Raw genomic sequence first — 14,580 nt, forward strand, 5'->3', positions numbered from 1 at the left:
TGCGGCGTTTTGCCTGGTGAGAGCAGTTTCCGGGCGCGCGTCAGCGGGCGGCGTCGAAGCGGATGTCGGCGATGGAGGTCTGGAACTGGCCGTCGGCGTTACCCAGGCCGGTGATCCAGACCAGCACATAACGGGCGGCTTGATCGGCCTGCACCGGGATCTGGGTGACGCCGTCGACCAAGGTCGCGCTGCCGATCAACTGCGTCTGATCCAGCGTGGGCGAGGTCGTCGGTGAGGTACGGATCTCCACCCGGGTGCCAGGGCTCGGCGAGTTGATCGCGACATTGGTGAGCTTGGCCGGGCTCGGCAGGGTCGCCAGCAGGCCCACGCCCTTCTTCAGCGCCGGGAACTGCTGGAAGTACTGGTCGGTGCGCCACATCGAGGAGGCGTTGTTGTCCAGCACCGAGCTGACGCCGTTGACGTTGTCGGGGGTGCCCTCCGGCGAGAACACCGACACACCCGTCACCGGGACCGGCACGCCGGCCTTCGGTGCGGGCGCGCCGGGCGTCGCGGCGGGTTCGGCGGGAGCGGAATTGGCCGTCGTGAGTCCGATATTGCGCTGTTCGTTGAGCGGCTCATCGGAGGCGCCCGGCGCGAAGATGCTCACCATCCACCAGATGATGATGCCGACCACGAGCGCGGTGAGGATGCCGAGCCCCACCATGATCCACATCATCCGCTGCGACTTCTCCCGTTCGGCCGCAAGCAGTTCCGGATCGGCGAGGGATTCGTCGGCGGGCGCGGTGGCACGCTGGCCGAGCCGCAGCACCGGAATGAAATCGGTCTTCTGATCGACCACCGAGGCCTGCTCCAGCACGTGCTGCACCGTCGCGGCGGTGCGCACGCCCTTGTTCGGCTCCAGCGAACGGACCGCGACGGCGGAAATCTCGAACGGCACCTCCGGGCGGATCTGGCGCGGTTCGACCGGGGTGCCATCGGGGCCGAAATCGGCCAGCCGCAGCCCACCAACGGTGGCCGCACTACCGGTGACGCCACCGGCCCGCAGCGGCCACCGAGCGGTGATCAGTGCGTAGAGCATGGCTCCGAGACCACGCACATCGGACTGGGCGTCGGAATCGGCGAGCGTGCCGGGGAAGGCGAGCACCGCGTCACCGGAGGCGCTGATGCGCACCCGATCCGGATGATCGATCGACAGCGAACCGCCACCGCGGTGGGCCATTTCGGCGGCCGAGGCCAGCGCCCGGATCGCCCGGGCCGCGCCGATCGGCGAGGGCACCGTATCGGCCATTTCGCGCAGCGAACGGCCAGGAGTCCATTCGGCCACCACGATGCCGCCGGAGCTGCCGCGCACCACATCGAGCACGCGTGCCAGGCCCGGCGAATTGATCCGGCCCAGGCGCAGTGTGCGCGACAGGATCGCCTGCGGGCCATCGTGTCCGGAGTTGTCGGCGGCCTTCTGATCGGCGTCGACGAAGGTCAGCGCGACCTCACGATCGAGCTTGATATCGAGCGCCTGCCAGAACTTCAGGCCGCGCGCACCGCCGTGGCTGGCCAGCAGCCGGTAACGACCGCCGGCGACGGAGGCGCCGGGCATCAGCTTCGGCCCGCGCGGGGTACGCCGCGGGCCGCCGCCGTCACCGCCGCCGACCGGCGGCATGACCGGCAGCATGCCGGTGTCGTACATCGGATCGCGTGGCGGCGCATGGCGCTCGGTGCGGTCGTCTGCGTGCTCGGCGTCGGCGGACGGATCCACCTCGTGCGGATCGGCCTGCTCCGGCTGGTGCGCCGATGCGGAATCGGGCTGCTCCCCCGCGGCGAGCGGAACGTCGGTGGAGAGCCCGCCCGCCGTGTTCGCAGCTGATTCGGCGGCTGGGACGCCGCCCACCGCGTCGTCGCTCACCCTCGGTCCTCCTTCGCCCTGATGTTTCGCAACCCCGGCGAATTCGCCACTTGTGCTTCTCTGCCGAACAGGGTACGGGAACTCGCCGACCCCGGTGATGTCAACAGCATTCGAGCGGATAACGGGCAGCACCATGGTCTGTGCGTCCATGGGGTCGTAGTGGGAGTAGGCCAGGTACGGATCCGGCCTGCGCAGGATCTGGGTGGCGTATTCGTCCTCGACCGGTTCGTCCAGGCCCAGATCGGGTGCGGGCGGGGTGATGCCGAGTTTGCGCGAGATCGCCACGGTGATGGCGACGATCTCCGGGATGCCCGCCAGGCGCATGAGCCCGAAGGCCACCCCGAACATCACCAGCGAGGTGATGGCGACCCGGATGAACGAGCCGGGACCGTGCAGCGCGTCCGAGAGCCGGTGCAGGCCGAGCACCTTGTCCACGATCAGCATCACCGCGCCGCCCGCGGCCGACGACAGCACGACCCTGGTGATGGTGTGCCCGACGTTGGCCATGCGCAGATCGCCGAGGCTGCGGTGCAGCAGATACCCGCCGATGAAGGCGCCCGCGGTGAAGCCGACACCGGTGGCCGCGCCGAGCACCATCACCACCTGATCGCCGTTGCTGGCCAGCACCGGGGCCAGTGCGGAGCCGATGATCTTGACGGTGACGATGCCGAGAATGATCCAGGTCGGTGTCCAGGCCTGCTCCCTGGCGTAGAACACCCGCAGATGGATCAACACCAGCGCGTACGGGATCAGCGTGAAGGCCGACCAGCTGACCGCCTGGCCGAGGCGTTCGGCGTCCTCGGCGAACCGGGCATAGCCGAACAGCGCGTCACCGACCTGCGGGCCCGCCAGCGTCAGGAACACGACGATGGGGATCAGCGCGATCATCGTCAGCCTGGTCGCGGCCGAGAGGTCGTCGACCACCGCCGGGGTGTCGTCATTGGCGGCGTTGCGGCTCAACCGCGGCATGATCGCGGTGAGCAGGGTGACGCCGAGCACGCCGTAGGGCAGCTGGAGCAGCGCCCAGGCGTTGTTGTAGATCGCCGGACCGGCCGCGTCGGCCTGCGAGGAGATGTGGTTGGCGAAGATCGTGCCGATCTGGCTGATCAGCACGTAGAGGATGATCGCGGCACCCATGGTGCCGAACTGCTTGAGCCGCTCGTCGACTCCCCACAGCGGGCGCAGGTCGATGCCCTCGCGGCGGATGGCGGGGATCAGCACCATCGCCTGGGTGACGACGCCGAGCGTGACGCCGACGCCGAGGATCAGCAGCTTCGAATCGCCCATCCGCACCGGGTCCAGCGAGATCTCGCCGGGGGTCACCGCGTACAGGCCGAGCGTCACCAGCACGACGATGTTGTTGAACACCGGAGCCCAGGCGCCGGGTTTGAAGTTCTGCCTGGTGTTCAGGATGGCGGTGAACAGCGCCGACATGCCGTAGAACAGGATCGCCGGAACCAGCAGGAACGTCAGCGCGGTGGTGAGGTCGGTGTTCACCTCGCCGTCGGCGGCGACGAACAGATGGGTGGCGAGGATCGGCGCGGACGCGGTGGCCAGCAATGCCGCCGTCGCCAACACCACGAAGGCGGCGGTGACGAGCCTGCGCACGAATGCGGCGCCACCGTCGGCGTCCTCTTGTTCGGCGCGCACCAGCGTCGGTACCACGATCGCGGTCAGCACGGCGCCGAGCACCAGTTCCGCGATCATGTTCGGGATCAGGCTGGCCGAGGTGAAGGCACTGGCGATGGCCGGGCCGAGCACGGTGAGCAGCAACAGCTGCTTACCGAAGCCGGTGATGCGGCTGATCAGGGTGGCGAAGGCGATGGAACCGGAGTCGCGCAGCAGCCGGGCGTTGGCGCTTTCCTTCGATTCGCGTGGGCCGGGTTTCTCGGCCACCACGACCGGCATGCCCTTGGTGCTCGGTCTGCCGGACTCGGTGCGGGGCGCCACCCGTTCGGGCGGCGCGGGCCGTCGCACCTGCGGCTGCGGCTGCGTGGGCGGACGGTGCGGCGGTTGTTCCTCGCGCGGGGCGGGCCTGCCTTGCGGCGGACGCTGTCCCGGCGCCGGTTGGCCATGCGGTGGCCGGCCGGGCGGGCGGCCGTGCTGCGCCGGGCCGCCGGGACGCTGTGGATGCCCCGGTTGCCCAGGAACCGGACGACCCTGATCCTGCGGCGGAAGCGGCCGCTGCGGCCTGCCCTGCTGCGGCGGTCCCGGACGTACCGGGCGTTGCCGCGGTAGCTCACCGCTGCGTGGATTGCCTCCGCCCTGTGGCGGCATGCCGCGCGGCGGGATGCGCTGCGGTGGCGGTAGCGGCCCCGGACGTCCCGGGTGCCCTGGCGGGGGTGGGCCGGGCCGTGGTGGCCGGGGTTCGGCCGGATAACTCTGCTGACCGGGATGCACCGGCGGCGCCGGACGCTGCGGCGGCGGCATCCGACGGCCCGGGGCGGGCGGTTCGCCGGGGCGGCTGATGCGGGGCACTCCAGGGCCTGCGCCGTCGCCGCTCATCGTCGGCTCCGGGTGCGGTCCTCGTTCCCAGGGCGCCGCGGGGGCCCGCCGGGCCGGTGGTCCGTCGGGGCGGTCCTCGGGTCGCTGATGAGCGAATTGATCATCGTCGCCCATCATGCCTCCTGTGCATCGCCGGGCAGCGGAACCGGACGGTGACGATGAGCTGCGCCGCGCCGAAGCGCGCCGGGCGGGCCTGGCTCATCTACACCTCCTGTTGCTGTCCTTGCTGCCGAAGTGCGCGCTTACGCGCCCGCCGGTACCTGTTCACCCGCCGCCGGATGCCCGGATCGACGCCCTTGTCGGCGGGATCCGGCTCTCCGTGGAACCGGCGCCACAGGCGGCGTCCGGCCAACAGGAACAGCAGTATCCCGGCACATGCGGTAATTATCGCCAGCGTTTGACCGTACGCGTTCGAACGCACCGACACCGACGTGGCGTTGCCGAGCGGCACCCCCTCCGGCGTGGTAAGCGAAATCGGAATGACCAGGTTACGGGAGTCGCTGACCTCGGTGGGGATCTGGAACGAGCGGGTGCCGCGCGGCGGTAGCTGCTGTTCACCGATATCGGTGATCTTCGTCTCGGCCGGAGCGTCGATCCGGAACCGGATCCGCACCGCGACCGGCAGATCATTGCGGGCGACCAAGAGCAAGGGGCTCTGCTCGGAGGCGAGGGTGTACACCCCGCCCGGCGGCAGCACGGTGACCGAGCCGAACATACGGTCCAGTGCCGTGGTGGTCTGCTCCACCCGGCGCTGGGCGAAGGTATCGGCCATCGCGGTTTCACCGCGGCGGTCCGACAGGCTCAGCGCGCGCACCAGGTCATCGCGCAGCGGGGTGAGGAACTCCTGCGGCGTCGGCTCCGACTGCGGCACCTCGACCAGCGCGCGCATCAGTTCGCTGATCCGATGGCCCTGTTCGCGGATCGGCGCGACGAACCGGCCGGGCGCCGCGTCCTGACTCGCCTGCGCGAGATAATCGACCTGATAGGGCGCGATGTCCGCGGGCTGGTCGAGCAGTTGGGCGAAGGTGCGCGGGGTGGCCAGATTGTTCTGGAGCAGCAGATCGACCTGCCGCAGGACCGCGATGGCCTCATCGCGGTTGGCGCCCCACTGCTGCGGCGGCACCAGCAGGGCCGAGCGCGGCCGGTCCGGGCGCGGGTTGAGCGCGCTCCACGACAGTGCGCCGAGCGCGTCCTGCAAGCGGGCGGTCCTGGAGTCCTTGGTGACCTCGTAGCGGACCCGGTCGGGGGTGAACGAGGGCGTCGGCGGGTTGGAGCCCATCGCGGCCAGCGCCGTCGCCGACCAGATATCGAAGGTGGCCGCGCGCAGGGCCGGATCGTCGGCGGGTTCGGGGACGCGGGGCGTCGGAGCCCCCGCGGCGGGTGGCGGCGTCGCTGCGGGTGGGACCGGCGTTTCGGGTGCGGGCGGGGTGATGCCGGGCAGCCGGACCATATCGGGCGTGCCCGGTTCCGGCTCGGTGCGCGCGGTGCGCGTGGCGGCCGTGCGTCCGGTGACGCCGGTGCGGGCCGAGGCGATCGCCGCATCGCCGGCCGGCGCGACGGCATTATCGGCCAGAATCGCGGTCTTGAAGCCGTTGCTGCGCAGCAGTACTCCCGCGCTGGTGTCGATACTGCCGGAATCGGGCAGGCTCACGCCGCGTACCGACCGGGTGGCCAGGATCGAATCGACCACGTCGGCGGGCGCCTTCACCGCGCGTGCGGTGAGTTGCGGATCGTCCACCGCGGCCAGCGCCGACAGATCCACCTGCGCGAACGGCAGCGCCACCGTGCACATCGATGAGGCCAGCGTGCGCAACCGGTCCAGCCAGGCCTTGGCATGCTCGGAGCCGGTGCCCGCCCTGGTCGCACCGCCCGGGTCCGACGGGCTGGCCAGCACGCGGTAGTCGCCGGTCATCGCCTCCACGGTGAGCAGCAGATCCGGGTCGACGGCCACGCACACCGAGGACGCGAGCCGCTTGTCCCGGCCCGCATCACTGCCGAGCACGGTCTCCAACGCGTCCAGCAGCTGTTCCAGCCGGCCGCCCTTGGCCAGCGACGACGCCAGCTCGTCATCGGTCAGTTCGGGCAGCTCGTCCACCGTGCCCGCGCGCCCGGCCACCAGCCGTGGCCGATCCGCCAGCGGCCACACCAGCGTGGTGGCCACCGGGGGCGCCGGGGCGGGCGGCACCGCCTCGGTATCGCCGGCCGACGCGGGCGGCAGGCCGAGCACCGGCAGCAGGAAGCGGGCGTCGTCGAGGCGGGCCTGGCTGCCGTAGGCCGGTTCCCCGTTGACGTTGAGCAGCAGCGGATATACCCCGGGCGCGGTGATGTCGAGCGAGGCGCCGGTGTCGTCGGCGCGCAACGCGATGCTCAGCGTGAACTGGCGGCGCTGGCCGGGGCTGAGCCGTTCGGCGACGTCCTCGAACGGGCCCGCCACCTCGTAGTTGGCCTGGTCCAGCCGCAGTGCGGTGCGTAGCCCGCTGGGTTCGGCGATCGCGCGGGCGCGCTGCACCCGGACGCTGACGTCGTCGACCACCCGATCGCCGATATTGGTGACGGTGCCCGACACGGTCAGCAGCGGATCGCTGGTGGTGGTCACCGTGGTCGGGGTCACCGAATCCAGCGAGAGCTTGAGGAACTTCGGCGACGACGCCTCACCTGACTCGCTCGGCTGCGCGCCCGCGGGCGGTTCGCTCAGCACCGGCAGCGTCGCCACCGCGCCGAGAATCGTCAGGACCGCCACGATGATCCGCAGTCCACGCGTCATTGCTTGCCGGTCTCCATCCGGTCGATCAGCCGGTTCGCCACCTCGGCCAGGCGCCGTTCGTCGGCATAGGCGAGCCGGGAGTCGAGTTCACTCAACGGAACCCACGCCACCTGGGTGACTTCGATGTCCGCGTCGGACAGTTCACCACCGACCGAGCGTAAAAGGAAATGGTGCACCGTTTTGTGTACCCGGCGGCCGTCGGTGACGAACCAGTAATCGATGCTGCCGAGTTCGGCGACCACCACACCCTGGATGCCGGTTTCCTCGGCGACCTCACGGATGGCGGTCTGCTCGGAGGTCTCGCCTTCTTCGATATGGCCCTTTGGTAGCGACCACAGCAGCCGCCCGCGCCGGTCGGTGCGCCCGATCAGGGCGGCGCTGCGCTGTTCACGTGGCCCATCGAGACCGTCGACGACGAGGCCACCCGCGGAAGTCTCCTTGACCGTGCGCATGCGTGGTCTCGCCGCGTTTCCGGCCGAACCTCGGCGCCGGGGCTGGCGGCGTCGACTGTTCGCGCGATCGGCCGGGGACACCAAGCAATCCTAATCGACGGCGACGCCCCGGCCGTCCATAGTCCGGCGTATGGCGGCGCCGTTCCCGGCCCGCGGAGATGGTGGTGTCCGGGACAACCTGCGCCTGGGTAAGGTTCACGTTCGTGGTTTCGACCGGCCCCGACCCCGCCCAGCTGCCAGCGCAGACCGATCACGCGCAGCTCGCGCCCGATGAGCGCCGCACCAGGCTGCTCGCCGCAGCGGCGGTGACCCTCGGCAGCCTCGGCGATGTGCTCACCCCGCTCGGCGAACTCTTCGCCGCGCGCGGATTCCAGCTGTATCTGGTCGGCGGCAGTGTCCGCGACGCGGTGCTCGGGCGCCTCGGCACCGATCTCGATTTCACCACCGATGCCAGGCCCGAGCAGGTGCAGCAGCTGCTGCGCGGCTGGGCCGACCATCTGTGGGATACCGGCGGCCTGGCCTTCGGCACCGTCAGCGCGGCCAAGGACGATCAGCAGCTCGAGATCACCACCTTCCGCAGCGACGCCTACGACCGGGTCTCCCGCAATCCGGAGGTCACCTTCGGCGACAGCCTCGAGGGTGATCTGGTGCGGCGCGATTTCACCGTCAACGCGATGGCGGTGAAGATCGGCGCGGACGGTGCATTGGAGTTCGTCGATCCGCTCGGCGGCATGGACGCCCTGCTCGCGGGCATGCTCGACACCCCGTCGCCGCCGCAGGAATCCTTCGGCGACGATCCGTTGCGGATGCTGCGCGCCGCCCGCTTCGTCTCCCAGCTCGGTTTCACGCTGCATCCGCGGGTGCAGGAGGCGATCACCGAGATGGCCGGTGAGATCGAACGCATCACCGCCGAGCGGGTGCGCACCGAACTGGACAAGCTCATCGCGGGCGCGCATCCCATCGACGGCATCAACATCATGTGCGAGACCGGGTTGGCTCAGATCGTGCTGCCCGAGGTGCCCGCGATGAAGCTGGAGATCGACGAGCACCACCAGCACAAGGACGTGTACTGGCATTCGCTGACCGTGCTCGAACAGGCCATCGACCAGGAAGAGGGTGATCCCGACCTGGTGCTGCGCTGGGCGGCGCTGCTGCACGACATCGGCAAGCCGGACACCAAACGCAATGAGCCCGGCGGCGGGGTGAGCTTCCACCATCACGAGGTGGTGGGCGCGAAGATGGTGCGCAAGCGGATGCGGGCGCTGAAATACCCGAAGCAGTTCACCGAGGACGTGGCCAGGCTGGTGTTCCTGCACCTGCGGTTCCATGGCTACGGCAAGGGCCAGTGGACCGATTCCGCGGTGCGCCGCTACGTCACCGATGCGGGTGATCTGCTGCCCCGGCTGCACAAACTGGTGCGCGCCGACTGCACCACCCGCAATAAGCGCCGTGCCGCGGCCCTGCGCGCCACCTATGACGATCTGGAGCACCGGATCGCGCGGCTGCAGGAGCAGGAGGACCTCGATCGGGTGCGGCCGGACCTCGACGGCAACGCGATCATGGAACTCCTCGGCCTGAAACCGGGGCCCGAGGTCGGCAAGGCCTGGAAGTACCTGAAGGAACTCCGGCTCGATCGTGGCCCGCTGACCAGGGACGAGGCCGAGGCGGCACTCCTGGAGTGGTGGAAGAGCCAGCAGTGAGGCGGCTGCTCGGCTGATCCGGCCGGACCGGCGCGGCCGGTCTAGAACACGATCAGCGTCGTCCCCGCGACGATCGCCGCGCGCATCTGCGCCAGGTCGATCGAACCGCTGACCTCCGGCAACTCGATCCGGAACCGCACAAGTTCCCCCTCGCGGGCGGCGTGCACGACGCGCGCGTCGTTGGGCAGTTCGGGCAGGCGGATCGGGCGAACGGTACGCATCCGTCGCGGTATCGGCACACCGAACCAGCCGGCCCGGCGCACGTCGAGGGTGAGCAGGTTGTCGCGCACCCAGGCGTCGGCGACCGCGGTGATCCGGCGCTGCCGGTGTACGGCGCGGACCAGGCCGTCCGGCGCGAGGGAGAGTTTCCAATCCAGCTGTTGCTCGTTGAGCCAGTCGACCAGGGCGGCGGTGGTCACGGTGCCCTCGACATCGAGTTGTGCGGTGCGCACTTTGGTGGGCACACCGGGGATGAGCCGCACGCCGTGCGCGATCACCGTCATCTCGCGGATCGGGTGCCGATCCCACTGCAGGTCGGTGAGCACCGTCTTGGTCTGGAAGTGCGCGCCGCGGCGGCGCACCTTCAATACCTCGAGGGTCGCGGTCAGATCATGGCCGAGCAGGGTCGCGGTGACTTCCTGGCCGCCGAATCGGCTCAGGATGCCCTCACTGAGCACGGTGAGCAGCACATCGGGCATGAGCGCGGTCACCGTGCCCGCACCCAGATCGGCCACCGGATCCACCCAGGCCGTGGTGTAGGAAATCCACTGCTCCAGCGAGGACTGCTCGAACAGCCGCTTGCCGAAGTCCACTGCCCACAGCGGTGACCAGGACTTCGGGTCGAAATACGTGGCCATGATTGCTCCGAGCGTACTGGCCCGGCCCGGCGACGACCATCGCCGAATCTGCCCTCGACGGCGGCCGATACCCCGCGACCGGGCCAGGACTGCGATCCTTGTCTGCGGAATCACACCCCGGGGACAATGGTGACGACGGGAAGGACGCGCATGGCGCTGGATCTGAACAGTGATCTCGGCGAAGGCTTCGGGCCGTGGACGATGGGCGATGACGCGGCGATGCTCGACATCGTCACCAGCGCCAACATCGCCTGCGGCGGGCACGCCGGTGATCCGACGATCATGCGCCGCACCTGCGCGTCGGCGGTGGAGAAGGGCGTCCGGATCGGTGCCCACGTCGGCTACCGCGATCTGGCCGGATTCGGCCGGCGCGCGATCGCGGTGGCGCCCGCCGAACTGCGCGACGAGGTGCTGTACCAGATCGGCGGCCTGGATGGTTTCGCCCGCGCCGAGGGCGACCGGGTGCGGTATGTGAAGCCGCACGGCGCGCTCTATCACGCGGCCGCACGGGATCGGAAGATCGCCGACGCGGTGCTGGCCGCGGTCGCCGAATATGATCCCGAGCTCGCGCTGCTCGGCCCGGCCGGTACCGAACTCGAACACGCCGCCGGCCATATCGGGGTGCGGTTCATCGGCGAGGGGTTCGCCGATCGCGGCTACACCCCGTCCGGTGGACTCGCCGAGCGCGGTACCTCCGGGGCGATTCTGCATACCAATGAGGCGGTCGCCCAGGCGGTCTCGATCGCCATGTCCGGCACCGCGCGCACCGTCGGCGGGTCCGGTGAGGTCACCGTGCGCGCGACGAGCATCTGCGTGCACGGCGATACCCCCGAGGCGGTGGACATGGCCCGGCTGATCCGGGAGACGCTGGATGAGGTCGGCGTGGTGGTCGCGCCCTTCAGCTGAACGGGGTGACCCGCCCCGGCCGGGTGCGCGCGATCGCCGATAGTGCGCGCGCGGGGGCCGTACCATCGGTGGCCTGGAGGGAGGCGCTGATGACAACATCGACCGGTTCGGTGCCCCACCGGGCGCGTACCGATGCCGCCGCGCAGGCCATTCGCCCGGCCGGTGATCGCGCCTTTCTGCTCACTCCGCATCCGGCGGACGCGGTAGCGGAATTGGCTGCGACACTGCGCGATCGGCGGCTCGACGGGGTGCAGGATGTGCTACCCGCCGCCGAAACCGTGCTGGTCACGCTGCGATCCACCCGCGACGCCGAGCCGGTCCGGCGGGCGTTGCGCACCGTCCTCGAGGAGCTGTCCGAGCGCGCCGATTCCGGCGACGTTTCCCGTGGAACATCGCCCGTGGGCGAGCCGGTGGTGATCCCCGTGCACTACGACGGCGCCGATCTGGACGAGGTCGCCCGGACGCTCGGCCTCGGCGTCGAGGGCGTGATCGCCGCGCACACCGGAACCGTATGGCATTGCGCCTTCGTCGGTTTCGCGCCCGGCTTCGGCTACCTGCGCTCCCCCGACGACCGCCTCACCGTGCCGCGCCGCGCCGAGTCGCGGACGGCGATCCCGGCCGGGAGCGTCGCGTTGGCGGGCGGATATTCGGCGGTTTATCCGCGTAAGTCGCCGGGCGGGTGGCAGTTGATCGGACGTACCGAGCTGACCATGTGGGACGTCGATCGCGATCCGCCCGCGCTGATCCGAGCGGGCACCGCGGTGCGTTTCGTCGATGCTCGGGCAAGCCGATGAGACCGGGCTACGGCGCACGCGCGGATGAGCTCAGCGCGCCCGCGCCGACGGGACGATGAGAGCGGACGGGTCTGTGGCAGCGCCGGGGAGGCAGGAATGACCGACGATGCGAAACTCCTGGTCGAACGGGTGGGTCCGCTGGCGACCATCCAGGATCTCGGCCGCGCCGGTTGGTTCGATTCGGGCGTCGGTGTATCCGGAGCGGCCGATCGCGCGGCGCTCCGATTGGCCAATCGGCTGGTCGGGAATCCGGAGGGTCATGCCGGGATCGAGGTGTTGCTCGGCGGTGTGCGAGTGCGGACCATGCGCCACACCACGCTCGCCATCACGGGAGCGCCCGCGCCGGTGACGGTCGACGGCCGTCCGGTCGGGCATGCCAGCGTGCTGGAACTCGAAGCGGACCAAGTCGTTTCGCTCGGCCTCGCGTCGACGGGGTTGCGCAGTTATATCGGCGTGCGCGGCGGCGTCGACGTCGCGCCGGTACTCGGCTCGCGCAGCCGCGACACCATGTCCGGGATCGGGCCGCGACCGCTGCGCGCGGGTGATGAGGTGCCCATCGGCCCTGCGCCACGGACCTTTCCGATCCTCGACCTCGCGCCGCTGCCGAATCTGCCGGTGGTGCTGGAGATTCGAGCCATGCCCGGCCCACGGGACGACTGGTTCACCGATCCGGCGGCCTTGTTCGCAGGCAGCTGGTCGGTCAGCGCCGACGTCGACCGGGTCGGTGCGCGGCTGCGCCGGGAATCCGGGCCGCCGCTGGAACGATCTCGCACACAGGAACTTCCGACCGAGGGGGTCGCGCTCGGCGCCATTCAGGTGCCGCCGGCCGGGCAACCGGTGGTGTTTCTCGCCGATCACCCGATCACCGGTGGCTATCCGGTGATCGCGGTGGTGGCCGATGCCGACATCGACCTCATGGCGCAGGCCAGGCCCGGGCAGACGGTGCGGTTCCGGCGCTGCTGATCAGGGCTGATCGAGGCGGGCGTGCATGAGATAGACGTTGTAACTGTCCCAGGCCGAGATGGTGAAATACAGATCCTTCGCCGTCGACCACGGATGGATGAAGCCGCCGTAGGACTTGGGGTAGTCGGTGGTCGACACCAGCGGCACCGCCTCGGTCCACGCACCCTGCGGTGACGCCGCGGTCCGCAGGACGATCGCGCCGCGCGCCGAATCCAGATACACCATCTGCCAGCGGTCCGATTCCGCGTCGTAGCGAACCGACAGTTCCGAAGCGATCCCGGGAACCAATGGGGTCGCGAGGTTTTCGGCCGCGGGCGCCCAGGTGCCGCCCACCCAGTACTGATAGGCCGACTTGTTGAGCACCTCGTCCTTTGGCACCCTGGCCAGGCCGATCACGCCGATGCGCCCGTTGGGTGTGCCGAACATGTAGACGTAATCGCCCTGCGGGACCATCGCCGCCACCTGGAACCGGCCGAGCCCGAACAGGTTCTCCCACTTGGCATGCTGATCCTTGACCCAGGTGCTGCCGTTGTCGTCGGAGTAGGCGATCCCGCCGTAATTGGTCCACCACAGGCCGGGGATGCGGCTCCAGCGGTTCACCGACATATAGCTCAGGTACTGGCGGTCGCCGAGGGCGAAGCCGGAGGTGGGGATGGTGGTGGTCTCCCAGTTCTTCACCTTGCGGCTGCCGAGGAGTTCGGCGGCGTGGCAGCGGCTGTCCTGCACCATGGTGTCGATCCGCAGCCCGTCGGCGAGGTCGCGGTCGGTGCTGTAACCGAGGACGTTGCTGCGCCAGTCCTCGTCCGCGCCGCCCGCGCCGCCCGGACTCCAGCCCTTGCCGAAGGTGTCGCCGAACACCACGGCCACCTCACCGGGCCGGTTCTCCCACATCAGGCCGAGATCGGTGCCGTCGACCTGCCAGCGCACATCGGTCCGGTTCGCCGAGCCGGGGCCGGTGACCTGCTCGACCAACCGCACCGACTCCACCCGGGCCGGCGCGACCGCGGCGCTCAGCGGTCCGGGTTCGGCGGGGTGCACCACGTGGGGCGGTGCGGGTTGCGGTGGGTCGCCCGGCTCGCCGGGTACCGGGACCGGGATGGGTTCGATCTCGGGTTTGATCTGGATCTTGGGCAGTTTGATCGGCTCGGCGGAACCGGAGGAGCTGCCGGAACCGGAACCAGGGCCCGAGCCACTACTCGAACCCGAACCCGGCGGCGCCGGTGGCGACTGCGGGGCGGGAGCCGATTCTTCCGGCTTCGCGTTGTCGCGGATATCGGGGCACGGGTTGCGGCAGGGATCGCTCGGCAGCGGCTCCGGCACGATCCGGGTGTTGTCCTGCGGCGGGTCCGGCACCGGCACGGGGGTGAGCTGCGGGACCGGAACCGGGATATCGATCTGCGGCGGCAGCGGTGGCGCGGGCGGCTGAGCGGGGTCCGGCTCACGGGCGAGCGGATCGAAACCCACCTCGCCGCAACTGTTCACCGGCGGCGGCGCCCACGGAAACGGTGCCGCCTGCACCGGCGCAGGCACCGCGAGCACACCCGTGAGCAGCACGCCGAACAGGGCGGGACGGAGCGGGGCGGCGGCGCGGGAGTGGATACCGAGGTGGTTCGGCAGAAGTCCCATGGCGCGGCGGCTCCCGGGTCGGATCGGAACGGGCGTACCTGATCCCGTGGCCCCACCGGTGCAGCCGGCTCCGGGGCCCGGCCGGATCAAGCGAAGATCAACTTACCGTGCGGGAAGCACGAATCGAGGGATGGGAGCCCCCGATCGACGAA

General features: G+C 70.2%; 9 protein-coding genes. 4 read left to right on the top strand and 5 right to left on the bottom strand.

Annotation, left to right across the window (positions count from 1 at the left end):
• Positions 1 to 40: 40 nt before the first annotated feature.
• From GV790_RS11540 to GV790_RS11550, 3 genes are all read right to left on the bottom strand, one after another.
• On the bottom strand, positions 41 to 3,769 hold the full coding sequence (locus GV790_RS11540; protein WP_178127805.1) for a murein biosynthesis integral membrane protein MurJ: 3,729 nt from the start codon (positions 3,767 to 3,769) through the stop codon (positions 41 to 43).
• 799 nt (positions 3,770 to 4,568) lie between these two features.
• Complete coding sequence (locus GV790_RS11545) at positions 4,569 to 7,130, bottom strand: DUF6049 family protein (RefSeq protein WP_163813356.1); 2,562 nt, start codon at positions 7,128 to 7,130, stop codon at positions 4,569 to 4,571.
• Entirely contained in the window at positions 7,127 to 7,663 is a 537-nt protein-coding gene (locus GV790_RS11550) for an NUDIX hydrolase (RefSeq protein ID WP_081597542.1), read from the bottom strand. Before GV790_RS11550 ends, GV790_RS11545 begins: the two co-directional genes overlap by 4 nt.
• A 122-nt stretch (positions 7,664 to 7,785) precedes the next feature.
• Between GV790_RS11550 and GV790_RS11555 the strand changes: the two genes are divergently transcribed.
• The gene (locus tag GV790_RS11555) at positions 7,786 to 9,282 is read left to right on the top strand and encodes a CCA tRNA nucleotidyltransferase (protein WP_280212495.1); all 1,497 of its coding nucleotides are present in this window, start codon (positions 7,786 to 7,788) and stop codon (positions 9,280 to 9,282) included.
• A 41-nt stretch (positions 9,283 to 9,323) separates the two neighbouring features.
• Here GV790_RS11555 and GV790_RS11560 read toward each other — a convergent pair whose 3' ends face one another.
• Positions 9,324 to 10,139, bottom strand: coding sequence for a hypothetical protein (locus GV790_RS11560; RefSeq protein WP_163813357.1), 816 nt, complete (start codon positions 10,137 to 10,139; stop codon positions 9,324 to 9,326).
• Between the two features lie 150 nt (positions 10,140 to 10,289).
• Here GV790_RS11560 and GV790_RS11565 point away from each other — a divergent pair, with 150 nt between their 5' ends.
• The 3 genes from GV790_RS11565 to GV790_RS11575 all read left to right on the top strand — a co-directional run bounded on the left by GV790_RS11565 (position 10,290) and on the right by GV790_RS11575 (position 12,802).
• Complete coding sequence (locus GV790_RS11565; protein ID WP_163813358.1) at positions 10,290 to 11,045, top strand: LamB/YcsF family protein; 756 nt, start codon at positions 10,290 to 10,292, stop codon at positions 11,043 to 11,045.
• Positions 11,046 to 11,134: 89 nt separating this feature from the next.
• On the top strand, positions 11,135 to 11,839 hold the full coding sequence (locus GV790_RS11570) for a 5-oxoprolinase subunit B family protein (protein ID WP_163813359.1): 705 nt from the start codon (positions 11,135 to 11,137) through the stop codon (positions 11,837 to 11,839).
• Positions 11,840 to 11,935: 96 nt separating this feature from the next.
• Positions 11,936 to 12,802 carry a 5-oxoprolinase subunit C family protein gene (locus GV790_RS11575; RefSeq protein WP_163813360.1) on the top strand — a complete coding sequence of 289 codons (867 nt, stop codon included), beginning with the start codon at positions 11,936 to 11,938 and terminating at the stop codon, positions 12,800 to 12,802.
• Here GV790_RS11575 and GV790_RS11580 read toward each other — a convergent pair whose 3' ends face one another.
• Complete coding sequence (locus GV790_RS11580) at positions 12,803 to 14,428, bottom strand: DUF4185 domain-containing protein (RefSeq protein WP_163813361.1); 1,626 nt, start codon at positions 14,426 to 14,428, stop codon at positions 12,803 to 12,805. It lies immediately after the preceding gene.
• Positions 14,429 to 14,580: the final 152 nt, after the last annotated feature.

The organism is Nocardia cyriacigeorgica (assembly GCF_010858045.1).
Classification (GTDB): domain Bacteria; phylum Actinomycetota; class Actinomycetes; order Mycobacteriales; family Mycobacteriaceae; genus Nocardia; species Nocardia cyriacigeorgica_E.

Bases quoted from the DNA above. Each gene is read 5' to 3' on its own strand.
- GV790_RS11540 (WP_178127805.1), bottom strand. From the start codon at position 3,769: ATGCCGGTCGTGGTGGCCGAGAAACCCGGCCCACGCGAATCGAAGGAA.
- GV790_RS11545 (WP_163813356.1), bottom strand. From the start codon at position 7,130: ATGACGCGTGGACTGCGGATCATCGTGGCGGTCCTGACGATTCTCGGC.
- GV790_RS11560 (WP_163813357.1), bottom strand. From the start codon at position 10,139: ATGGCCACGTATTTCGACCCGAAGTCCTGGTCACCGCTGTGGGCAGTG.
- GV790_RS11565 (WP_163813358.1), top strand. From the start codon at position 10,290: ATGGCGCTGGATCTGAACAGTGATCTCGGCGAAGGCTTCGGGCCGTGG.
- GV790_RS11570 (WP_163813359.1), top strand. From the start codon at position 11,135: ATGACAACATCGACCGGTTCGGTGCCCCACCGGGCGCGTACCGATGCC.
- GV790_RS11575 (WP_163813360.1), top strand. From the start codon at position 11,936: ATGACCGACGATGCGAAACTCCTGGTCGAACGGGTGGGTCCGCTGGCG.
- GV790_RS11580 (WP_163813361.1), bottom strand. From the start codon at position 14,428: ATGGGACTTCTGCCGAACCACCTCGGTATCCACTCCCGCGCCGCCGCC.